Origin of the sequence: Microcoleus sp. PH2017_05_CCC_O_A (genome assembly GCF_020738785.1) — a bacterium.
Classification (GTDB): Bacteria; Cyanobacteriota; Cyanobacteriia; order Cyanobacteriales; family Microcoleaceae; genus Microcoleus.
Genome location: NZ_JAEQCB010000164.1, coordinates 1 through 22,873, shown reverse-complemented (window position 1 = coordinate 22,873; position 22,873 = coordinate 1). Strand labels below are relative to the sequence as shown.

The following is a 22,873-nucleotide window of genomic DNA, read 5'->3' as shown; positions in this document are numbered from 1 at the left end:
TAGATTTGTGAAATGGTTGAACCAAAATTGGGACGTATTCTCGGCTTATAAAGCCAGTTTAGGCCTTGTTTGGGCTTAAAATTTGTTTAAGTCCCGTTAGTAAAAAAGTATTGGACGAGATAGCGATAAAATGAGAATTCTGCTGGCGGAAGACGAACCCGATTTAGGTGCGATCGTACAACGCACCTTGAGCCGCGAAAAGTACCTGGTGGATTGGGTGCAGGATGGCACAACTGCTTGGAACTATCTGGAAGACCAATGGACAGAGTACACGATCGCCATTTTTGACTGGTTGCTACCGGGAATTTCTGGCGTCGAACTGTGCCAACGTTTGCGCCGGCAGAATAATCCTTTACCAGTTTTGATGTTGACGGCAAAAGATCGCACGGAGGATATGGTGGCTGGGCTAGATGCTGGGGCTGATGACTATCTGATGAAACCGTTCGTTAAAGCGGAGTTGTTAGCCCGGTTGCGGGCACTCCAGCGACGGGGACGGAGTTTGTCGCCGGAACAGTCGCCCCATTTTAATTCTGACCAACTTGAGGCGGGGCGATTGCGGCTTAATTATACTAAATCAACCATCTCCACTACCGATGATGGGGAACAACAAACGGTGATTCCTCTGACGGCTAATGAGTTTCGGTTACTGGAATATTTCATGCAGCACCCGAATCAAATCCTCACGCGCGATCGACTTTTGAATCGTTTGTGGGACGTGGATGCTGACCCGATGAGCAATGTAGTTGCTGCCAGAATTCGTCTGTTGCGCCGCAAGCTGGCAGATTATGGGTGTGAGGGCATGATTGAAACGGTTCATGGATTCGGTTATCGCTTGAACAAGTTATGACGCTAGCGGTTGAAAGAAACTGTTGGCGAATTCACCGAGGGCGTCACCCCTCACCTCTGGGAGGCAATATTTCCGTTCACTATTGGTAGTTAAGTAGAAGGAAGAAGGAAGAAGGAAGAAGGAAGAAGGAAGAATGCTTATAGAGCAAGTTTTCTAGCCATCGAGATCTTATGTTTAATTAGGTGGACTTACTTAACAGCTATTCGGAAACCCGAATTATATAACAATCAGCATAAAAACATCAGTAGAACACCATAACAATGGTGATTGCTAACAACCTTTCGCTCAGAGGTTTTGCACTGAAAATACCATCTCAGCCAAGATATTTTTCAGTTTTTCTGAATGGAAAAAAGCCAGATATTGAGTTGTGAATGATGGAGGCATCAACTCTTCAACTGTCAACTGTCAACTGTCAACTGTCAACTGTCAACTGTCAACTGTCAACTGTCAACTGTCAACTGTCAACTGTCAACTGTCAACTGTCAACTGCTATAATATGCACTCGAACAAGCTATTTAACCGCACGCGCTGGCAACTCGCAGGTTGGTATGCGATCGTGATAGGTCTGTTGTTAGGTATCTGCGGTGTTGCAGCATATCAGGTTTTGTTTCACACCCAGCGATATATCCTCCAGCAAAAACTACAGGACTTAGCCGGAACGCTGCATGACAGTATCGAACCTGAATTACAACAACCGGGACAGATTTCATCCAGCTTGAAAACTATTTTGCCCGGTTTGTGTTTATCGAATGAAAACTGTTATTTTTCAAGCAATGACGGCGCGCGACATACTGCTAGAGTGTTTCAGCAGGAGGGCTATTATCTCCGCTTTTTAAACGAATCTGGACGTGTTTTGGCGACGAGTGGAGAGCAGCCAAATGTATTAAAACGTTTTGCGCCAAAGGAGTTTTGGCAGGTTCTGAATTGTTCTAAGGGCGATCGCTTTTATCAAATTTCTCTATTACTGAGAACCAACAGCGGTTTGCCTTGGGGTTATCTGCAAATTGGGCGATCGCTCAAAGAATGGGATGCTTATCTTAACACTTTGCGACTGTTCCTGTTTTTAGGCTTACCTTTTGCGATGCTGTTAGTGGGAGGAGCGAGTTGGTGGTTAGCGGGAGTAGCGATGCAACCAATTTATCAGTCCTATCGCCAGATGCAACAATTCACCTCCGATGCTGCTCATGAATTGCGAACGCCTCTCGCTGTGATCCAGAGTACAGTTGAGGATACTCGTCTTGCTGAAGACTTACCAGAGGTTAATCAAAACCTGGATATTATCGAACGACAAAACATCCGTCTCTCCAGGTTAGTCAAAGATTTACTGTTCATTTGTCGCATTGAACAACAACAGATTTCGACTCAATTGCAGCCTTGCTCTCTCAACGATCTGATCGGCGATTTGGTAGAGGAACTTGCAGGTTTGGCAATGATAGCTGATGTACATTTGAAATTAGAAATTCGTGGCTCACAAGCCACTATGATTCTTGGGGATGAAGTCCAACTTTACCGTATGGTAACGAACTTAATTACCAACGCCATTCACTACACTCCCCCAGGAGGACTAATCTTTGCCATCCTCGATCGCACTGACAAGGAAGCCCTAATTCAAGTTCAAGATACGGGTGTTGGTATCGCTCCAGCCGAACAAACGCGAATTTTCGATCGTTTCTATCGAGTCCAGAGCGATCGATCTAGAGCCACAGGAGGGGCAGGATTAGGGCTATCGATTGCGAGTGCGATCGTAGTGGCTCATCAAGGCAGCATTCAAGTTGAGAGCGAGTTGGGCAAAGGCAGTACATTTACAATCCGTCTGCCGCTTAATTGAGAACAATTTAGATGCGGGAAAACTTACTAACTATGAGAAGTTCGGGATCGAGTGGTTAAACCGATCGTTGGAGTATAGAAACGAAGTCTCTACAGAATCTTAGCCACTTTAGCCTCATCGAGTGTCAACGGGGGGGCGATCGAGCTAAACTGAGAATTGAGGCAAACTTCGATGAAAAGTTTACCACGAGAGATAAATGGTGCTTTGGGCTTCATGAGAGCGAGGTTTGCGGGATACCGCCTTCACAGTCAGTAATGACGGTGTTCCTATCGCTACACAATCCGGGAAATTCCCGTATTGTGTCCCGTAAATGTATCTGTTCTCAAACTTCTTGGAAAAAATTGTTTTACCTAGAAGTGGGTCAAGCCCACTTTTTTTGTTGCATTAGTCGCAGGAAAAGAACTCAGGGCATCAGACTTGCGAGTTTAGGACTGATCCAGTAGGAGCAATCTTCCGGTGGTTCCCCCTTACCCCATATCTTGCCTAAGTCCTCAAGTTGAACCCGTGTCCGAGTTCAGGAGTTTTAGTTTAAGTATTCGATATGACTCATCCCCTAATCCCACAAATCATTGACTTAGCTACCCCCGTTGCAGAAACACTGGGATTGGAAGTAGTGGGAGCAGTGTTTCACACCAACCAAAATCCTCCCGTCTTGCGGGTAGACATCCGTAACCTCCAGCAAGACACCGGTTTAGCCGACTGCGAGCGGATGAGTACAGCCCTGGAAGTCGAGTTAGAGGCATCCGACATCATCCCCGACGCCTACGTGCTAGAGATTTCCAGTCCCGGAATATCCCGATTGCTCAGCAGCGATCGAGAATTCATTACTTTTAAAGGTTTCCCCGTCACACTCACAGCCACCGAACCCGACTCGCGAATCAAAGAGTGGAAAGGACTACTTGTGGGCAGGGATGAAACAACGGTTTATCTCAATCTAAAAGGGCGACAGGTTAAAATTCCCCGCCCTCAGATTGTCAAAGTTGAACTAGACGAAGGTAAGGAGTAAAAAAGGGGAATTTTGAATTTTGAGTTGTAGGGGCCGTACCCCCGTGTCTGCCCGATTTGAGTTTTGAGATTGCCTCGCAGGAAGCTAAAAATGCTTCGCTGCGAGTTAATTTTTAAGAATCACATCTTTAGCCGCAGGGTTGAAGTAGAACAACCAATAAATTGTTGCAGCACCCAGATACCCTAATGCTATCTTTGTAACTCATCAATCATCAGTTATCACTTTTTTCAACAATTACCGACTGTCAATTACCAATCATCTATTTCCGATCGCAAGTTACGTATTGTCACATCAAAAAAAGGAGTGTTTTATATGTCAATGGTTCCCCTGCGCGGACTCAAAGAAATGATCGAAGGTATTAGCAAAGAGCGAAATTTACCCAAACACGCCGTCCAAGCAGCATTGCGAGAAGCCCTGCTTAAAGGATACGAACGCTACCGCCGCACCCAAAAACTCGACCACTTCAGCGAAGAATACTTCGACAATTTTGATGTAGAATTAGACGCAGAACAAGAAGGTTTTCGCGTTTTAGCTAACAAAACTATTGTCGAAGAAGTCGTCAATCCCGATCACGAAATAGCACTTTCTGAAGTACAAGAAGTAGCCACAGAAGCTCAGCCTGGGAGCATCGTACTCGTAGATGTAACACCCGATCAAAAAGAATTTGGTCGCATGGCAGCCATCCAGACCAAACAAGTCCTGGCTCAAAAACTGCGCGACCAACAGCGCAAAATGATTCAAGAAGAGTTTAAAGATTTAGAAGAAACTGTTCTTCAAGCAAGAGTGCTCAGGTTTGAGAGGCAGTCGGTAATTTTGGCAGTTACCAGCAGCTTCGGTCAGCCGGAAGTAGATGCCGAACTCCCCAAACGCGAACAGTTGCCTAACGACAATTACCGTGCGAACGCTACATTCAAGGTTTATCTCAAAAAAGTAGGCGAAGGTTCTACTAGAGGGCCGCAGTTACTTGTTTCTAGAGCAGACGCCGGTTTGGTGGTTTACCTGTTTGCTAACGAAGTACCAGAAATAGAAGATGGGGTGGTGAGGATTGTCGCCGTAGCTAGGGAGGCAAATCCGCCCTCCCGGCACGTCGGCCCTCGGACTAAAATAGCAGTAGATACTCTCGATCGCGATGTAGACCCCGTAGGAGCCTGCATCGGAGCGCGGGGATCGCGAATTCAGGTAGTAGTCAACGAATTGCGCGGCGAAAAAATAGACGTGATCCGCTGGTCTCCAGATCCTGCAACCTATATTGCTAACGCTCTGAGTCCAGCTAGAGTAGATGAAGTGCGTTTGGTTGCCCCAGAAGGGAGGCGCGCTCACATTTTGGTCGCGGAAGACCAACTGAGTCTTGCCATTGGTAAAGAAGGTCAGAACGTCCGCCTCGCAGCCCGCCTGACCGGTTGGAAAATCGATATCAAAGATATTGCTAAGTACGATCGCGACGCCGAAGACAGCAAACTGGCAGCAGAAGCAAGCAGGCTCGAAGAACTAGCAGGCGACGACTACGACGAAGAGGAAGGATCCGGCTACGACGGCGACGAGGAAACGGCAGAATTTGAGCAAGAGGAGCCAGCCACGGACGAAACCGCAGCCACAGTCTAAACACTGTGACATTCACTTTTATGTTTCTGGCACGGGAGACAAGGAGGACAATTCCCCTATTCCCCCCTCTCCCACTCTCTCAACTCTCCCGGAATCACTAGAAATGAAACCGAACTACCGGTGTTGCACAAGTTGTCGAAAAATAGCTCCTAAGGAAGCTTTTTGGCGAGTAGTCAGGCTCTATCCTTCTCATCAGGTACAATTAGATCGCGGCCTCGGTCGTTCCGCTTACCTTTGTCCGGCGAGCCAATGCCTCAAAGCAGCTCAGAAAAAAAATCGACTTGGGCGATCGCTCAAAGCGCCTGTGTCTGACGAACTGTACCAAACACTTTGGCAGCGTTTAGCCACATCTGACTGTACATCTGACTCGGAATCGATCGGGCACCAAACCGACAATAGTTCGGCCTCGACTGTATAAACCCTCTTGGCAGCCCTACCAGTAATTACCGGTAGCGCCAGCTCTAAAACCCCGATCCGATCTGCCCACCAGTCTGGAAAGATTTGTGTCAGATTAGATAAGGGTAGGGTACTAGCAGAGGTATCCTCAAGGTGGAAAGACAAACTTTAAAGATTGATTTGTGGCAGTTGCCAAAATTCAGACTTGACAGTTCTCGCTTTCCCAAAAAAAACTTGAGAATTCTCCAACCGCAGACTTCAGCGAATTGCATCTTTTAGATAAAATTGCTGAGCGAGTACCAAAACCCCGATTCTTGACACTGAATCAATCACAGCGAATGATGTCGTCATTAGAACAAAAAATCAAAATGTAAAAACTGGTTGGCACAAAAGAGGGCAGAGTGGATGAACAACGGCAAAGTAAGAATTTACGAATTATCACGGGAACTAAATTTGGATAATAAAGACATCTTGGCAGTTTGCGAGCGGCTCAATATTTCAGTAAAGAGCCACAGCAGCACAATTACAGAATCTGAAGCAGAGCGCATTCGCAAAACGGCGGAAAAATACGTAGCCAGCCACTCTACCCCCGGCAAGCCAGCTCCCCCCGAAAGAGCAGCAGCGCCATCTAGAGAATCTGGCCCTCATCCTAACGACCAACAAAAAAAGCAGCAAATTTTAGAAATACGCAGTCCAAAAGTACGGCCGGCTGGTGCTTCGTCCCAGCCCGCAGGCAACGAGGAGCAAAAAAACCAGCCTGGGGCCACCGTGGCCACTCCTCCCAAATCGCCCGCCTCTCAACAACTCCAGCCTCCAGCTAAACCAAATATCAATCGACCTGTACTCTCGAAGCCAAATGTCGCTGGAGCGGCGGCAGCTTCAGAAACAAGCTCGGAAACTGTAGGTGCGATCGCCCCGGAAACAAGCTCCCAGGCTCAAGCACCTGCGACACCTCAACCGCCGTCAGAAAAGGCTCCAGAACGCACCCCCCGCCCGCCGGTCGCCCCTCCAGCGCCGCCAGCAGGGGCAAAACTCACGTCGCCACCAGTCAGAGCGGCGTCCGAGCAGGCTGGCCGCAACCCACAAACTCTGGGAAACAAGCCGGTACTGAAACTGGCCAGAACCGATCAAGACCAATCAGAACAGGGAGAAACTCTGGAAGCGCCGGCGAAACCGAGCCGCCCCAGCAGACCTGCACCATCCGGTAGCGACGCTCAAAGACCTCGCCCAGGTGCTGGTGGGCCAGTGAAAACAGCACTTGCCGATCGACCGCAGCAGGGCGGCCCGCGCCGGAGCCTTGCCCCCGCAACGTCAGCCGCTGGGTTGCGTAGCCGGGGCGGTGACATTTCTGCCACCGGAGAAGACGCAGACGATGACGGAGACGATACGTCGTTGTTGCTGGATACTCTTCTCCTTCCCAAGCCGACTCTGCCAAAGCCAGCCAAAAAGACACAGGTCATTTGGGAAGAAGATGATGACGAAAACTCAGATGCTGCCAAAGCTGCCAAAGCAGCCAAGGCCAAAAATCGTCGCCTCAAACCCATAGACGAGGATGACGATGACTTAGAAAATGGCTTGGATATGCCAGCACCAGTCACCGTCAGCCTGTCTCTAGCCCGCCCAGCTAAGGCGAAGACACAAGCAGCACCCAAGTCAACACCAACTCCGGGCGCACCCGGTAGCAGCGGCAAAAATAAGAGACCGGGCCCTTCTCACGATAAAAGCTCTTCTGGTTCTTCCGGGGGACGCGGCAACCGGGGCAAAACAGCCGAAGCTAAGGTAGAACGTCCAGAAAAGCTGCTGCTGAGCAGACCGATGACCGTTCAAGAACTAGCAGTTACCTTGGCTGTTCCCGAAACCGAAATTATTAAGAGGCTGTTCTCTAAAGGTATTGCGGTCAACATTACCGAAACCCTGGACATTCCAGCGGTGAGAATGGTAGCCGAAGAAATGGGCGTAGAGGTAGAAACCCCAGAAATAGAAGAGCCAGCTACCAAAATCATCGAGATGATCGATGAGGCAGATTTGGAATACCTCCAGCGCCGTCCGCCAGTGGTAACGATTATGGGCCACGTGGATCACGGCAAAACTACTTTGCTAGACTCGATCCGCAAAACCAAGGTCGCTCAGGGAGAAGCTGGGGGTATTACCCAGCACATCGGTGCTTACCACGTGGATGTGGTACACGAAGGCAAGAGCCAGCAGGTGGTATTTTTGGATACGCCCGGTCACGAAGCCTTTACAGCTATGCGGGCTCGCGGTACGCGGGTGACAGACATTGCCATCTTGGTGGTGGCGGCGGACGACGGCGTGCGACCCCAGACAATTGAAGCTATCAGCCACGCGAAAGCGGCGAAAGTGCCAATTGTCGTGGCTATCAATAAAGTTGACAAGGAGGGCGCTCAGCCGGAACGGGTGAAGCAAGAGCTTACTGAGTACGGCTTGGTCGCAGATGACTGGGGCGGCGATGTGACGATGGTTCCAGTCAGCGCTATCCGAGGGGAAAACCTCGATACGCTGTTGGAAATGATTCTGACAGTCGCGGAAATGGAAGACCTCAACGCTAACCCGAACCGAGCGGCTAAGGGTACTGTAATTGAAGCTCACCTCGACAAGGCAAGGGGGCCAGTGGCAACTCTGCTGGTGCAAAATGGCACGCTGCGAGTGGGCGATATTGTGGTCGCAGGCTCTGCTCTGGGCAAGGTGCGGGCGATGATCGACGATCGCGGCGATCGCGTAGACCAAGCAAGTCCATCCTTCGCTGTGGAAGTGCTGGGGCTGCGGGAAGTACCGCAAGCTGGAGATGAGTTTGATGTCTTCGCTAACGAAAAAGAAGCAGCGGCGATCGCCAGCGGAAGAGCTACATCCCAAAGAGATTCGCGTCTACTTCAAGGTGGTCGGATCAGCCTCAGTGGCTTCTCTCAACAAGCTAAGGAAGGCGTTCTTAAGGAACTCAACTTGATCTTGAAGGCAGATGTCCAAGGCTCCCTGGAAGCCATTGTCGGTTCTCTGACCCAACTTCCTCAAAAAGAAGTTCAACTCCGATTGCTGCTATCTGCTCCTGGGGAAATCACAGAAACGGATATTGACCTGGCCTCCGCTAGTAATGCTGTGATTATCGGGTTCAATACTACTCTCGCCACCGGCGCTCGCCAAGCAGCCGACCAAGCGGGCGTAGACGTGCGGGAATACAGCATCATCTACAAACTCTTGGATGATATTCAAGGGGCGATGGAAGGACTGCTGGAACCCGAACTGGTGGAAGAACCTCTGGGTAAGGTGGAAGTGCGCGCTGTCTTCGCGATCGGTCGGGGGGCTGTGGCTGGATGCTACGTACTCGAAGGCAAGGTCATCCGCAACTGTAAGGTGCGGGTGCGCCGGGGCAACAATGTCGTTTACGAAGGTGTCCTTGACTCCCTCAAACGGATGAAGGAAGATGCCAAGGAAGTCAATACTGGCTATGAATGCGGTATTTCCTTGAGCGGGTTTAGCGACTGGGCGGAAGGCGATATTATTGAAGCCTACCGGATGGTTACTAAGCGCCGCACGCTATCTCAATAGTTTTGAGTTGTGAGTGTTGAGTTGGAAGAGAATTTTTGAGTGAAGGCAACTTGCATTGCCGATCGCTCCCAACTATTCTCTTCACTCAATACTCCCAAACTCATCGGACAGTTGACAGTTGACAGTTGACAGTTGGCAGTTGGCAGTTGGCAGTTGGCCGTTGGCAGTTGGCAGAATGAAATTCCTAATCGTCTTTACCCTTGCTGAAAATTCAAAATTTGCTCGCTCAAATAAGAATTACCGAAAGAAACCCGATTTCTGCTCGTAAGTCCTCGGTTTGATCGCTAAATATTTACTCCTCGCACCGGGTTTTAGAGTCAAGAGTGCGTCCAAGAATCTCAAAATTCAAAAGTCAAAACTCATATAGCAGTTCGATCGAAAAATGAGGTACGCTTGGGGTTTTCGGTAATCAGTAATCGGTAATCACCGAAAAGCTTGCGGTTCAAAAGCTGGTGCCGTGCCAATTACCAATTACCAATTACTAATTACCAATTACCAGACATACCTCATCTATTTTAGAAAGGCTATCATTCATAACTAATAATTAATTAAAGTGCGTTCTTTTTGGTCAGATCCTTTCTTGTGGATTCACCTTTCTGGGGTGGCTGCATTGCCGCTTTTCCTGGGACTGTGCTTGCTGGGACTCGCAGTGGGTTCTCCCACGCTCTCTGTCTGGTTAGAAGTGTTTTTAGTGGCTGTAGCAGGTATTGTTCCTGTGCTGTGGATGCAGTGGTTCCGCCCTTTTTACATTTTTAGTATTTTAGTCGTGGCCGTGAAACCGCAGAATTTAACTTCTGTGCAGCAGCAGATGCTGACTCGGTTTAAAACTAAATTAAATCAAGGAATTGCTCTTTTTATCGCTGTTTTGCTGGCAGTAATTTTGTGGCAGCTATATCGATTTGCTCCCCTTGCTGCTGGGGTGGCTCCCTTTCCTCCTTCCTGGCGGTGGGCTGGGTTGTTGTTGGCAGTTGCTGCTTTTTTAGCTAGCAATTTGTTTTTGCAGGTGTCTGCTAGTGTGATGGCTGTTTTGCTGACGCCGGAATCAGAATTTGCAGCGACAAAGCCTCATGTATTAGAAAACATTAGGCAGGATTTTACGATCGCACCTTGGCAAGTCGATCGACTTTTGCCAGCTTTTGCGGGCGAGACAACTGTCACTCCGGCTGCACCCGCAGAGTCAATGCCACCAGCAGAAGGCATCAAGAATGCGTCATCCAGCAGTACAGTCAACTCAGAACCTGCGGACACCAACGGCCCTACATCCCTAACCCAACAGTCGATCGAAAAGTGAAATAAAAAATTAATATCGACATAATTGTAGTTTAAGCTACTTTATTTGCGACAGATGTATGCAGTAAAAAAAATAGGTAATGCTCCGGCTCAGATAAAGATTATTAATACTCTTAATATTTAATATTTAATCGCAGGTTGTGGCTATTTTATATTGGCTATTTGGAGAAAAGAATCTATAATAGAGAGAGTCAAGGTAAGCTTTCAATCCTTACAGGGAATTCAAACAGAGGTATAACAATATGGCGAATTATCTACCGATCGCACAAGAACCTCAAGCCGCAGAGCCGATCGAGCTGTGCGAAGATTCTGAAATCTGGGGCAGCCTCAAATCCGCGATCGGGGCAAGTTCAGGGTTTCAACGCTGGCAGCTAGAACTCAATTTTGAGAGTCAACAGCAAAATTTCACCATCGATCAGCAGGTTCGATCCTATCTGCGGGAAACTTTAGAAACTTTGGCTTACTGAGCGTAGCAAAACCAGAGATTGTCATAGTTTGTGAAATTCAACGTCAAATTCCGCCCTATCCCCTCCAATATGCTATGGGAGTTAACTCTCAACTTCGGAGTTCAAATTGCAGGGGAGAGTATTTCTCCTACATAAGATTTATCTCAAGCGAACCAGAGTAAAGGGAAATCGGCAAATGCTTCGTTGTAACGCTGCCAAATTTGCTTCCGGCGCTGCAATTAGGGGGCGACTTGTTTGAGTTGATGAATGCCGATCGCAGCTTGCAGATCCATCATATTGTATTTAAAACCGATTTCCACCACTTGATAGTGCTTGTAACCCGAGTCGCCGAAGCGATTCCAAGCATCTTTGCTCATACCGTGCAGCGCTAAAATTTTCAGCCTGTTAGCGTCTTCTTGACGGCGGGCGAGAATCATGCCTCCTTCACCCGTGGTGATGTTTTTGGTGACATAAAAGCTGAAGCATCCAAAGTCACCAAATGTGCCTGCTTTCTTTCCCTTGTACTCTGTTTCGATCGCGTGAGCGCAGTCTTCAATCAACTTCAAATTGTGACGGCTAGCAATCTCACACAGCGCATCCATATCGCAGGGACAACCGGCGAAGTGAACCGGTAAAATTGCTTTAATTCTCGAAGTTATTTTAGCTTCGACTTCAGCCGGGTTAATATTCATTGTCACCGGATCTACATCTGCCAGTATCGGTGTTGCTCCGGGGTGGACGATCGCATTAACTGTAGCGCAAAAAGTCATCGGAGTAGTAATGACTTAATCCCCGGGTTTTACCGAAGCAGCGAGGATGCTCAAGTGCAGTGCCACCGTACAAGAGTTGACTGCGATCGCGTGTTCGGAATCCTTGTAAGCTTTGAAGCCATTTTGAAAAGTCATGACTTTCGGGCCTGTACCCAACCAACCTGTTTTCATGGTTGAGACCACTTCTTGAATTTCCGCATCTTCGATCGCCGGAGCGCCAAAAACCAAGAAACGGTCTTTTGAACGAATAGGATTGTTATTCATGTTGGTAGTTTTATTCAATTAAGTAAATAGAGCTGATGGAGTGAAACTCTACTACCCTCAAATTTTCGATGACCCTAAAAATTGTGATTTTATTTGATTTGAGATGCTGTCAATTAATCCTGTTTCTTAACCCTGTGTATCTTTAACTTGTTTAGTCAAGAATTTTAGGGAATTCGTTGCCTAATAACACCTGTCATAGCACGAGATTAAATGACAGGCTGTTTTTCTGCAAGTCCCTAACTTTGATATGATTGCTCTATCCTAAGCCACATAATCTGTTGACAGTTGACAGTTGACAGTTGACAGTTTGAGAGCGACCTCTACCCTTAAGTCCGAGGATTGGAGTAATGAATAGTCTGATTTTCATTTCTCCCTCAAAGGCTTGGGGCTTTCAACCAATTCTTTCTGGTAAAAGGTCTTGCCTGCATTTTTTTGCGAAATATTCCTTAACGAATAAACAGTTATACGGAGAGTATATTCATTTTTTTAGTAAACTATCGAACATCGATTCCGAGACTTCTTTGAGAGTCAAGTTCTACAGTTTTAAATTTGAGATTTGAGAATTGGGAATGACTGATTCTCGTCATGTTGGGAGTTTGCCAGCAGTTACATTGTTTTACAGTCGGGTTAAAAATCAGGCAAGTTTTGCACAAATCTAGTGTGACTGCGCTGTAATTTATGTAGCTTTAGAAAAATTGTGCGATCGCACAAATCAACCGCTGCTCACAAAATCCCCTACAATCTAGGCAGGCGAATCTTGTTTAAAATGTCTTGCAGCCGTTCTGAAGCGCCACCAAATTGTTCAGACAAAGCTACAAGTTTGCCGTAAGCTTCAACTAAGCGATCGCCCTCAACATTAACCTCTGGAGCAGGATAATTCTTCATCGCTTCCAGCAGCGTAATCTCGTTATCATTAGTTGCCGACAGCACCAAGGCCTCGCGCAAAGCTTCTCGATTTGCTTTCCCAGAAGGAGTGCGAATTACCTGACCCACTTCATCGAGAATTATTTCCCCAACTTTACTGTTGAGCGTCCGATCCAACAAGCTTTGACTAACTTTCACCGGTCTCATCAGACTGCGGCGAACCACTTCCGGGTCTTTTTTTGCCTTTCCCAGCAGCATTTCTAGCCCGGGTGACATTTTCCCAGTTTCTGCAAAAATTTCTAATTCGCTGACTGGTAAAGTCATTCGGATCGCACTGTATTTTAGCACTACCTTTTCGGCCGCCGCCGCCACACTGCTGTAAAGTACGATTCCCACACCTGCGGCTAAAAATAACGTCCACCGCCCTTTGCAAAATGACTTGCTCATAGTAAAATATTCCAACTTTTTTGTCTAATTAGACTTTGACACATTTGGCAATCACCCGCTCCTAGCAAAATACCCAACGCCAACTCTTCTATCAGTGAAGGCTGGCGCTGGGCTTAAATTTATTTAATATATTTAGGGTCTTTATGAAAGCTGACCCCAATTGAACGAGTTAGAAGCGGTTTATGATTAGGATCTTTAAATTTGCTGACCCCAATTGAACCCACCTACCTATAATGACAGGGATCGATCGCAAACCAGGGTTTCGTAATAATTTCTTTATAATTATAACTTTTCATTGCCTCAGGTATCTTGTTGTGTAGATTTGTAAAGCTTTGTTACTTGGACTTGGGCGATCGTGCTGCGGCGCGTTGCTCCAGGCGAAACAGGAACACCATCAGAGCCACGACTCCGACTTGGAGGGCAAAATTGGGTAAAGCAGAGCCAATTTCCCGGCCCGAGGCAATTTTCGCGAGGAAAACTACACCGCCGATAAAGCCCGAAGCGCCACAAGCTACGTACACAAACTGTCGCAGAGGCCGGTAGGGAGTGGCCATTTCTGCGGTTAAACGCTCGTATTGTTGGCGGCTGAGGTTGCGCGGGTTTTTTGGGATGTAAGGGCGATCGTCAGAATTTGGGGCTGCCATAAATTTAGAGAATAGGTGAATTAGGATACTTGACAAAAAACTCGGTTGCAGGTATAATTATATGCTGCGCTGCAAAATACTGCCCAAAAACCAAATTTTTGTGACTGGTGTGTCAGTCCAATGAATATTAGGTAGGGTACAACAAATATCTCACAAGTTCCGGAATAAATCATCGCTGAATCAACATCACAACTGTCTGCAAACAGCCGACAAAAACGCCCAAAATCCCTCCTAAATTGACAATTCCCTGCAACTCGCTTTTGACAATTCCCTGAATTGCTAGCTCCAACTCTTCGGGAGAAGTGCCTTTTACTCGATCGATAATTACCTGGTCGATATTCAAAATCGGGATAGCCTGAGCTACAATATTTTCTAAATCCCGCTCTAGATAGCGATCTAACACCAAAGCCAGTTCTTTGCTCACAATTTCTAGGGAAGCGCTCATCACCGCTGAAGTTTGCAATCGATTGAGAATCAACCGCGAAATATTTTCCCAGTCAATAGATTTGCTCAACCCGTCAAGTACCTCTGTACCCCGCTCTTGAACGTAGCTGCGAACACTGTCGCGCATAGTTTTTCGCAATTGTCTCACCGTCGAAACCGGTAAGTTTTGCATCGACAAATTTTGCAGCCATTCCTGAAGTCGCCCGCGAATTCCCAAGGAAACCGTTAACTCTGCTAGCCGCTGATTTGTGACTTGTCTGTCATCCAGACAAAAAGTCCGCAGCCGAGTTAAAGTGTTACGCAAACCAAACAAATTGGCTACTACCCAATAAGTGCCGCTGGTTTTTTCTCGAAATCCTTCGTCGATGATCGAAATATTGCGATCGGTCAAAAAGTCAATCAAAGCCTGCCGCAGCACTTCTGGCGGTATTACTACCTGCAACAGCCAATCAGACAACTGACCAGCTTGAGAGTCAGTTAGCTGAATTTCCAGCAAAACTTGGTCAAAAATTTGATTTAGCTGAGCTTCTAAAAAATCTTCCCGGCGCGCCAAAACTTTGAGAATTCGCGGCACAGATTCCCCGAGCAAGTCTCGCAGAATGTTAGCAAGAATTTTAGCAGTTTTTTGCTCTGTGTCTGCCTTTACTTGATCCAGGGCCAACTGCAACAGCCAGAGAATTACTGACTGCATCCGCTCAGTTTGAAGGAGGCGGCGCGCCAAGTTTTGCAGTTCCTGCGGCGTCAGCAGCGAACCCATGATTGTGTCGGAAATTCGCTTAGCCAAGCGCTCTTGGTTGCGGGGAATCAAGCCGGGAGTGAAAGGCAACTGCCGCCCTTTGATGTAAATAGCTCGATAGGGGCGGAACAGCATTTTGATAGCTATATCGTTAGTGAAATAGCCAATAATTCCTCCCACTACAGGCGGGGCTAACAACAGCCAAAGTTCAGAGGGATTCATCAATTATTGGGAAATTGGGAATTGGGCATGGGGCATTGGTTATTAGTTATTAGTTATTAGTTATTAGTTATTGGTTATCGGTTATTGGAAAATGGAACAACAAGTAACAAGTAACAAGTAACAAATAACTAATAGCAACTGTCAACTGTCAACTGTCAACTGTCAACTGACTAACACCAATACTCCCATCATAGCTCCGGCAATGGGATAGTGGGTGGCGGTGGCAAATCCGGCTTGGCGGGCGATCGCGACTTGCTGCTCGCCGATCGGGAATTTTTCTAAACTAGGATTAATGTAGGCATATTCTTGAGTCATGCCAAATTGCTGAGCAATGGGAACCACGAGAGTATCTAGATAAAACTGCTGAAAGCTCCGCATCAGGGAATTGCTGGGGCGGTGGAGGTCGAGAATAGCAGCCTTTGCGCCCGGTTTGAGGACGCGGTGCAATTCCTGAAGACTGCGGGGGATATCCGTCACGTTACGCAAGCCGTAACCCATGGTGGCGCAGTCGAAGTAATTGTCGGCAAAAGGCAAGTCTAGGGCGTCAGCTTCTACCCAGGTAATGGGACTTGCAGGAGTGAGAAAAGGTCGATCGCGCTTACCTGCAACGGCCAATTGTTCAGCAGAAAAATCTACTCCAAATACCGAACCGGTAGGCCCTGCTTGTTTTGCCAGCAGCAAAGCTATATCGCCGCTGCCGCAGCACAAGTCTAAACAAGTATTTCCGGGGCCCGCACAGCTCCATTGCACCGTCATTTGCTTCCAAATCCGGTGCTGCCCCAAGCTTAACCAGTCGTTCAATTGGTTGTAAACTGGTGCAATTCGATTAAATATAGTTTTAATTTCTTCTGCGTTATTAGTCATTTGTGATTAGTTATTAGTTATTGGTTATTTGTGATTAGTTATTAGTTATTAGTTATTTGTTTGTTACGAATGACTGTTGACTGTTGACTACTAACAACTGACCACTGCTTTCCTAACAACTGTCAACTGTCAACTGTCAACTGTCAACTAATTAATCACCCTGAAAACTCGTCAATACCAAAGCAACTTGTTGAGCGGCGAGGTGAACTGTTGTGAGTTCGTCGGGGCGCAGGGAACAAGGTTGCTTCCACTGAAGGGATATCAGGGCGATCGATCGACCTTTGTGAATCACCGGAACAGCCAAGTGAGCTTGAATGCCCGATTTTTGGTAGTGTGGCAGACTCGCTAGGGCTGCGTCGCTGGCAATATTCACAGCACCCTGAATAGCTTGAGAGGAAATCGCTTCTAGAACCAGAGGGTCATCTGCCAGCCAATTTTCCACAGTTTTACCGCTGGTGTGAGTGCCTTGAGCCGGCATTAAAGCAGTGCCTTCGACCAGTTGCAAAATGCAAATATCAGCCAAAAAATTATCGCTCACAGCAATAGCAATTGGGTCTAAAGTTGCTTCCAGACTCGGATAATCCACAGCGGTTTGCATGATGGTTGCTAACAGTTGTATTTGATTTTGGGCGCGATGCAATTCCTCAGTCCGCTGCTTGAGAACTTCATAAGTCTCGGCCGCCTTTTGCACCACCATTTTCAATTCGTTCGGGTCCCAAGGCTTGGTGATATACTTGTAAACCTGTCCGGAGTTAATCGCATCCACCAAGTCTTCAATATCCGTAAAACCAGTCAAGATAATTCTGACCGTATTCGGAAACTGCGGCACGGTTTTGCTGAGAAATTCCGTTCCCTTCATTTCTGGCATCCGCTGGTCGGAAATGATGACGGCGACCTCGCCCTCAATGGCGAGGACTTCCAAGGCGCGAATCCCGCTCTCAGCTTTGAGCACGTTAAAATCTCGTCGAAAAGTGCGGTAGAGTAAATCCAGATTGTCTGGTTCATCGTCTACTACCAGCATTTTGGGTTTTTTTGGTCGGTGTAGTGTCATGAGCTGGCGTTTAATTTGATCGAGCTCTGGAATGGCATTATCCATAACAATACGATAAACTCCCCTTTGTAAATTTAGGCGAGCAACTATTCTGTAACAATAGTCTCATAACTCCCTTACCATAAATCTATCGCTCTCCCGCGACACGAGCCTTGCTAGTATCCAATTACACATAACTCAACGCTGATTTTTGATTCAATTATGACTGATACACCGCAAGATTCTTCCCCTTCTAAACCTGCACCCTCCACTGATGCTGTGGATGTGGAAAAGTTAATTCGATCGCTCCGCCGCAAGGAAGGCACCTGGGTAGAGTGGGGACAAGCCTGCACGGCACTGTTGCAAGCGGGCTGCAACTCTCAGCAGATTTTTGAACAAACTGGTTTTGAGCCTATTCAACAAAATCAGGTCGGCGTTGCAGCACAAGTTTACACCAGCATGGTCAATGCTGGTGCTTCGGATGAAGTTCGATCGCACTTTCTGCGGAAAGGTAGTGATATTTTATACGAGTTTCGGATTCTCTCGCAAGCAGAGCGAGCCGGAGCGGCAGCTTTGATGTTGGCCCACAATTTGGATGTTGATGATTCCCGCCAAGTTGCTAAGGCGATGAAGGAGTTTTCGCACTTCGGGAGTCTCCCGCAGGGGTTCACAGACACTCCTGGGGATGCTGTAGCTTACCAGTGTTGGCAGTTGGCGAGACAAAAAAGCGATTTGCAAGAGCGATCGCGCTTAATTGCTCGCGGTTTAAAATTAGCTAGCAGCCAAACTGCTAGGGCGCAAATCGAGCAATTGTTGGTGGATTTTACTGTAGTTCCGAGACGGGAAGCGCCTCGTTTACCAGTTTACAGGCTCGATACCGAGGAACAACTGCCTCGGATTGTCCCGGTTGTAGGCAAATTGCCACTTTCTACGTCAGATTTGCTGGCAGTGCCTTTGCCGGAGGAAATCGAGCCGTTTCGCATGGTAAAATTTTCCGGAGCTGGAGCTTGGGTGGCGATTCCCGGATGGCAGGTAATTTTGAACGCGGAAGATCCGGTGGCGGTTTTGGAAATGAGCGATCGACTGCCGGTGCCGCTGCAAGGTAAAGTTGAAGAAGTTTTGATTATTGCCGATCGCGCCCAAAGACAGTGGGATGCTGAGAGTTATTTCCTCGCCGATAACGGGGGGAATCTAGAATTGCAGTGGTTTGAAACATCCCCGCAGTTGTCGATTTTGGGGCGAGTTGTTTTGGTGATGCGTCCGAAGAAGATTGTGGATGAAGATTATACCAAAGATGGATGGCAAATTGACGATTAGTCAGTTGGCAGTTGACAGTTGGCAGTTGGCAGTTGGCAGTTGACAGTTGACAGTTGACAGTTGACAGTTGACAGTTGACAGTCATTGGTAGGGTGTGTCGCGAGCGAAAATTCCTAAACAAAGATTGACAATCTCACCGCGACGCACCTTATATTATCTGCGATTCTGAATTTGGGCAGGAGTTGCACAACTGTTACATTAAATCAAAAAGGTACGTAGTTGCGCTTTAGCGCTCTTTCATAGATATACGCAAAGAGCGCTGAAGCGCAACTACGTACCTAAAGATTAAATCCCATAAAAGTACCTGTTGCGTTCAGAAGTGCTGGGAATGATATCAAGTGCGATCGCAATATTTCGGTGCTTGGTGCGTCGCTAGCTAATGACAAGTAAGACTAAGAGGGCGGGCACGGGGGCACCGCCCCTACCAATGCCCAATGCCCAATGCCCAATGCCCGATGCCCCATGCCCCATGACTAATTTGTAGCAGGCGGTTTCGGTTCTTGAACTTTCGGAACTGAATGCTGTTTCTTAAATCGAATTATACCATAAGTCGCCGCCCCAATTACTACGAAATAAGGACTGTAAGCCAACAGCCAAATGCCCAAAGCAAACAAACCTAAAGTTAATTCGCCCACAGAATGAGTCGCTTGTCCCCAAGTTTCCTGCACCCGCAAGCCGAGAGAAGGTTCCGGTTCTTGCTGGGCCGAGACTGCTGCTTCTAGAGTTAAACTAATAGTCGAATAGGCTACTTGATTCCGCAAACTTTTTAACTGAGCGTCGATGCGCTCGATCGACTCCCGAATCGTACTCAACTGCTGAGAAGCTTTGAGTACGTCGCCAACAGAGCCGGATCGCTCCATAATTTTTAACACAACTTCCTCGGATTTTCGCAGGTTGCGGAGCCTAGCCTCGCTGTCAACTAATTGATCGCTAACATCCTCAGCCGTCAGCCCTCGGTTTTCGACACTTCCGAGTTTTGTTAAAGCATTTAAAGTAGTTTCTAACTTTTCTTGAGGTACCCGAATCTGCATAGTTGCGGTTTGGCGCACGCTAGAATCCGGCGGCTTTTGGTTTTGGAAAGCCAAGATATCGCCTTGCTGTTTTTTCACAATCTCGGTGACAGATTTAGTGCTGCTGTCAATTGATTTGACAACTACACTGAGTTCGGCTTTTTTAATCAGTTGGGGAGCAGTTGCTGGAGTTTCTGCGGCTGGTTTTTTTGCGGTGTCAGCAGCAACTTTTGACGCTGCGCCTCCGGGTGCGCTTACAGGTGCGGGTGCGGATTGGGGAGCAGATGCGGCAATTTGCTTTTCGGCGCTGCGGGATGAAGCAAAGCCGTTTGTGGAGCCGCTGGGGGAGGAAGTTGCACAGCTTGGTAAAGCAATGGCTGAGGATAAAGTTAAGAATGCTACAACTGCAAAGCGAGTTGTGCTGTTGTTGGCTGGGTTTGGCTGGTGTGGTGGAAAATTGGTTTTGAGGTGAGTTTTCATTGGGGATTTTTCCTATAAAAAGGCTTGGGTATTGAATTTTATGCTGGTTTTAATTTAAGCTCGCATAGATAGGGTTTGTTGAGCCGATACCAAAATGGAAACGGTAGAGTTAAACAGTTGACAGTTGACAGTTGACAGTTGACAGCGAAGTGATAAGAGCGGAGATTTAAACTCCGTTCTTATCACAATCTGCCTTCATGCTGGGGCTTCAAACCCTTGCTATTCGGTGAATTTTTGGGGATTTTTAACCGCAGATAAACGCGGATAAACGCGGATGTAATTATGACTGATGAATTTGATACTGATTTTAGTCGATCGACTGCCGAGATCGATCGCCCGAACAGCACTTTCTCCGAGTTAGATCCCGCCGCGCTTTTGGCTGCCGCTTGCGGTAAAATTCGCGACAGCTTGCGTGCGGGCCAGCACGAGATGGCGGATTGGGCGGGCGGCCCCCTTGCGGTTTCGGCGGTTCCAGGGGCCGGGAAGTCTACAGGAATGGCTGCTGCGTCGGCAATTGCGATCGCCCGCAACCGACTTAACAACCGCCGTCAGTTAATTGTGGTGACGTTTACGCGATCGGCTGCTGCTAATATTAAAGCTAAAATTCGGGAAAGATTGGCACAATTGTCTTTATACCAAGGCGGTTTTGCCGTACACACTTTGCACGGTTTAGCTTTAAATATTGCGATGCGCCATCCCGATTTGTCGGGTTTAAATCTCGAAAATTCGACGTTAGTCACTCCAACTCAAAGTCACCGCTTAATTCGCACTTGTGTAGAACTTTGGATCGCGGAAAATCCGCGCAGATATCAAGTTTTGTTGGAAGGACAACAATTTGATGGAGAAGAAACGGAGAGATTGCGGCGACAATCGGTTTTGCGGACAGAGATTTTGCCGCAGTTAGCTAAAACTGTGATTCACGAGGCGAAATCTTCGGGTTTATCTCCCGAAGAGTTATTAAAAATGGGCGATATTAATTCTGGCGATGGTTATGAAATTTTAGCGGTAGCCGGCGGTTTATATCAAAAATATCAGGCTTTGTTGAGAAGCCGGGAATTCATCGATTATGACGAGATGATTTTAGCAGCTTTGCGGGTGTTGGACAATCCGGGAGCCAGGGCGATGGAACAAAAGCAAGTATTTGCCGTGTTTGAGGATGAAGCGCAAGACTCGACACCTTTACAGACTGAGCTTTTGAAAATATTAGCTCAAGATCCCGATCGTCCTAATTCACCTCCTAATTTTATCAGAGTTGGCGACCCAAATCAAGCAATTAATTCTACCTTTACTCCCGCCGATCCGATTTATTTTAACCAATTTTGTGACGAATGCGAAGTTGAAAACAAGTTGGCGACAATGGACGGTGCAGGCCGCAGTAGCCAGATCATTATTGATGCAGCTAACTTTATGTTGCAATGGGTAAACCGCTCAGAATTAGCGGGAACCGAACAGCCTTTTCGATCCCAAACTATCAAGCCAGTTCCCAGCGATGACCCGCAGCAAAATGCCAATCCTGCCCCCATAGGTCGAGGCTTAGAATTGCATACTCCCCGCGATATTTACCAGACAGTTGAGTTAATTGGAAAGCGGGTAATTGAGTTAGTAGAGGAATTTTTACCTGCGGATTTTGTCTGGGAAAGTCACGAGCAAAATATTCAATCGGGCAGTGAATCGAGGGATGAAGAAAATCGCCCTAAATTGCCAGTAGAAAATCTAAAATCAATGGCTGTTTTAGTGCGGGAAAACAAACAAGGCAAGTTTATCAAAGAAGTCCTAGAAAATCCGGAAAAACACGGATTGAGCTGCGATTTACGCAAATACGGGATTAAAATTGAGGATGTCGGGGAACGAGACAGACATTCTCAAGTACCTTGGGAAATATTAACATTGCTGCAATTTCTCGATCGCCCGCACTCACCAGACTACCTGAAAGCAGCCTTAAAGATTTTGAGCGATCGACAACTCATCCCCAAACAAGACTACAATGCCTTTGCCACCAGCCCCGAACAATTCCTCTACCCAGGCCCGCTAGACCCCCAGCAGTCAGATCCAGTCCGCAAATGCCGTTATTTTTGCTGCGGTTTGCTGCAAGCACGTTTAGAACTGCCGCCCTACCAAATCATCTCATTCTTAGCCTTAGCCCTGCAATACGACCAAACAGAATTAGCCACCGCCGACAAATTAGCAGAACGGGTAGCAATCCAAACAGCCGGTAACAATTCAATGAGCAATATTTTGGGAGTGCTGGGCGAAATTGTTAGTTCAGAAAGATTTGAGCCTGTAGATGCAGATGACAAAATAGAAGAACGCTACACCAGCAAAGGTCAACTAACAATTATTACCATGCACAAAGCTAAAGGATTAGATTGGGATTGTGTATTTTTACCATTTTTGCACGACCAAACAATCCCCGGAAGTTTGCGAGTTTTGCCACAAACTAGATTTTTAGGAGATTTCACTTTAGCAGAGGTAGCAAGAGCGCAAATTCGAGCCAGTTTGCACGAAAAACATCCTTTACCAAATCTGGGCGAAGCGTGGGAACAAGCAGGTTATTTGAAAACAGCAGAAGAGTTTCGATTGCTATATGTAGCAATGACGCGGGCCAAAAGTTTGCTGTGGATGGCCGCGGCGAAGAAAGGGCCTTTTACTTGGAACAAACCCGAGAATTTGCAAGAGCAAAAACCTTGTCCGGTAATGCCTGTTTTGAAACAGCAATTTCCGGGAAATGTGATGTTGTAAAATAGATTTTTGGAACGAACCGCGAACTCCGCAAACTTGGAGAACAAAAGCTCGATCAAAAAAACA

General features: G+C 47.3%; 17 protein-coding genes and 1 pseudogene. 10 read left to right on the top strand and 8 right to left on the bottom strand.

The features are described 5' to 3' along the window. Positions 1-130 precede the first annotated feature (130 nt). A complete protein-coding gene (gene rppA, locus JGK20_RS28355; protein ID WP_293198552.1) occupies positions 131-847 on the top strand; it encodes a two-component system response regulator RppA in 717 nt (238 codons plus the stop codon). Between the two features lie 367 nt (positions 848-1,214). After that, entirely contained in the window at positions 1,215-2,675 is a 1,461-nt protein-coding gene (gene rppB, locus JGK20_RS28350; protein WP_293232950.1) for a two-component system sensor histidine kinase RppB, read from the top strand. An 89-nt stretch (positions 2,676-2,764) separates the two neighbouring features. Here the strand turns inward: rppB and JGK20_RS28345 are convergent, their stop codons facing one another. Then, positions 2,765-2,890, bottom strand: coding sequence for a hypothetical protein (locus tag JGK20_RS28345; protein ID WP_293184756.1), 126 nt, complete (start codon positions 2,888-2,890; stop codon positions 2,765-2,767). A 326-nt stretch (positions 2,891-3,216) separates the two neighbouring features. Here JGK20_RS28345 and rimP point away from each other — a divergent pair, with 326 nt between their 5' ends. The 6 genes from rimP to JGK20_RS28315 all read left to right on the top strand — a co-directional run bounded on the left by rimP (position 3,217) and on the right by JGK20_RS28315 (position 10,997). Continuing rightward, complete coding sequence (gene rimP / locus JGK20_RS28340) at positions 3,217-3,681, top strand: ribosome maturation factor RimP (RefSeq protein ID WP_293196906.1); 465 nt, start codon at positions 3,217-3,219, stop codon at positions 3,679-3,681. Between the two features lie 312 nt (positions 3,682-3,993). Further along, the gene (gene nusA, locus JGK20_RS28335) at positions 3,994-5,283 is read left to right on the top strand and encodes a transcription termination factor NusA (RefSeq protein ID WP_293184751.1); all 1,290 of its coding nucleotides are present in this window, start codon (positions 3,994-3,996) and stop codon (positions 5,281-5,283) included. 103 nt (positions 5,284-5,386) lie between these two features. After that, positions 5,387-5,701, top strand: coding sequence for a YlxR family protein (locus JGK20_RS28330; protein WP_293148638.1), 315 nt, complete (start codon positions 5,387-5,389; stop codon positions 5,699-5,701). A 383-nt stretch (positions 5,702-6,084) separates the two neighbouring features. Further along, a complete protein-coding gene (infB, locus tag JGK20_RS28325; RefSeq protein WP_293184749.1) occupies positions 6,085-9,240 on the top strand; it encodes a translation initiation factor IF-2 in 3,156 nt (1,051 codons plus the stop codon). 580 nt (positions 9,241-9,820) lie between these two features. Beyond that, positions 9,821-10,531: a low-complexity tail membrane protein gene (locus tag JGK20_RS28320; RefSeq protein WP_293184746.1), complete on the top strand. Its 711-nt coding sequence runs from the start codon at positions 9,821-9,823 to the stop codon at positions 10,529-10,531. Positions 10,532-10,772: 241 nt separating this feature from the next. Then, complete coding sequence (locus tag JGK20_RS28315; RefSeq protein WP_293184744.1) at positions 10,773-10,997, top strand: hypothetical protein; 225 nt, start codon at positions 10,773-10,775, stop codon at positions 10,995-10,997. Positions 10,998-11,215: 218 nt separating this feature from the next. Here the strand turns inward: JGK20_RS28315 and JGK20_RS28310 are convergent. From JGK20_RS28310 to JGK20_RS28285, 6 genes and pseudogenes are all read right to left on the bottom strand, one after another. After that, a pseudogene (locus JGK20_RS28310) lies at positions 11,216-12,010 on the bottom strand (DegT/DnrJ/EryC1/StrS family aminotransferase). A gap of 735 nt (positions 12,011-12,745) precedes the next feature. Next, complete coding sequence (locus JGK20_RS28305) at positions 12,746-13,321, bottom strand: alpha/beta hydrolase (RefSeq protein WP_293184742.1); 576 nt, start codon at positions 13,319-13,321, stop codon at positions 12,746-12,748. Positions 13,322-13,656: 335 nt separating this feature from the next. Continuing rightward, positions 13,657-13,965: a DUF3493 domain-containing protein gene (locus JGK20_RS28300; RefSeq protein WP_293184740.1), complete on the bottom strand. Its 309-nt coding sequence runs from the start codon at positions 13,963-13,965 to the stop codon at positions 13,657-13,659. Positions 13,966-14,134: 169 nt separating this feature from the next. Then, positions 14,135-15,367, bottom strand: coding sequence for a DUF445 family protein (locus JGK20_RS28295; RefSeq protein WP_293184738.1), 1,233 nt, complete (start codon positions 15,365-15,367; stop codon positions 14,135-14,137). Positions 15,368-15,529: 162 nt separating this feature from the next. Next, positions 15,530-16,231 carry a bifunctional demethylmenaquinone methyltransferase/2-methoxy-6-polyprenyl-1,4-benzoquinol methylase UbiE gene (gene ubiE / locus JGK20_RS28290; RefSeq protein ID WP_293184736.1) on the bottom strand — a complete coding sequence of 234 codons (702 nt, stop codon included), beginning with the start codon at positions 16,229-16,231 and terminating at the stop codon, positions 15,530-15,532. A gap of 151 nt (positions 16,232-16,382) precedes the next feature. Then, positions 16,383-17,327, bottom strand: a complete 945-nt coding sequence (locus JGK20_RS28285; RefSeq protein WP_293184734.1) for a response regulator — start codon at positions 17,325-17,327, stop codon at positions 16,383-16,385. Between the two features lie 156 nt (positions 17,328-17,483). Here JGK20_RS28285 and JGK20_RS28280 point away from each other — a divergent pair, with 156 nt between their 5' ends. Continuing rightward, positions 17,484-18,578, top strand: coding sequence for a RuBisCO accumulation factor 1 (locus JGK20_RS28280; RefSeq protein WP_293218952.1), 1,095 nt, complete (start codon positions 17,484-17,486; stop codon positions 18,576-18,578). Between the two features lie 473 nt (positions 18,579-19,051). Here JGK20_RS28280 and JGK20_RS28275 read toward each other — a convergent pair whose 3' ends face one another. Further along, positions 19,052-20,068 (bottom strand): DUF4349 domain-containing protein, encoded by a 1,017-nt coding sequence (locus tag JGK20_RS28275; protein WP_293232948.1) that lies wholly within the window; start codon positions 20,066-20,068, stop codon positions 19,052-19,054. A gap of 282 nt (positions 20,069-20,350) precedes the next feature. Here JGK20_RS28275 and JGK20_RS28270 point away from each other — a divergent pair, with 282 nt between their 5' ends. Continuing rightward, positions 20,351-22,807 (top strand): ATP-dependent helicase, encoded by a 2,457-nt coding sequence (locus JGK20_RS28270; RefSeq protein WP_293193648.1) that lies wholly within the window; start codon positions 20,351-20,353, stop codon positions 22,805-22,807. Positions 22,808-22,873: the final 66 nt, after the last annotated feature.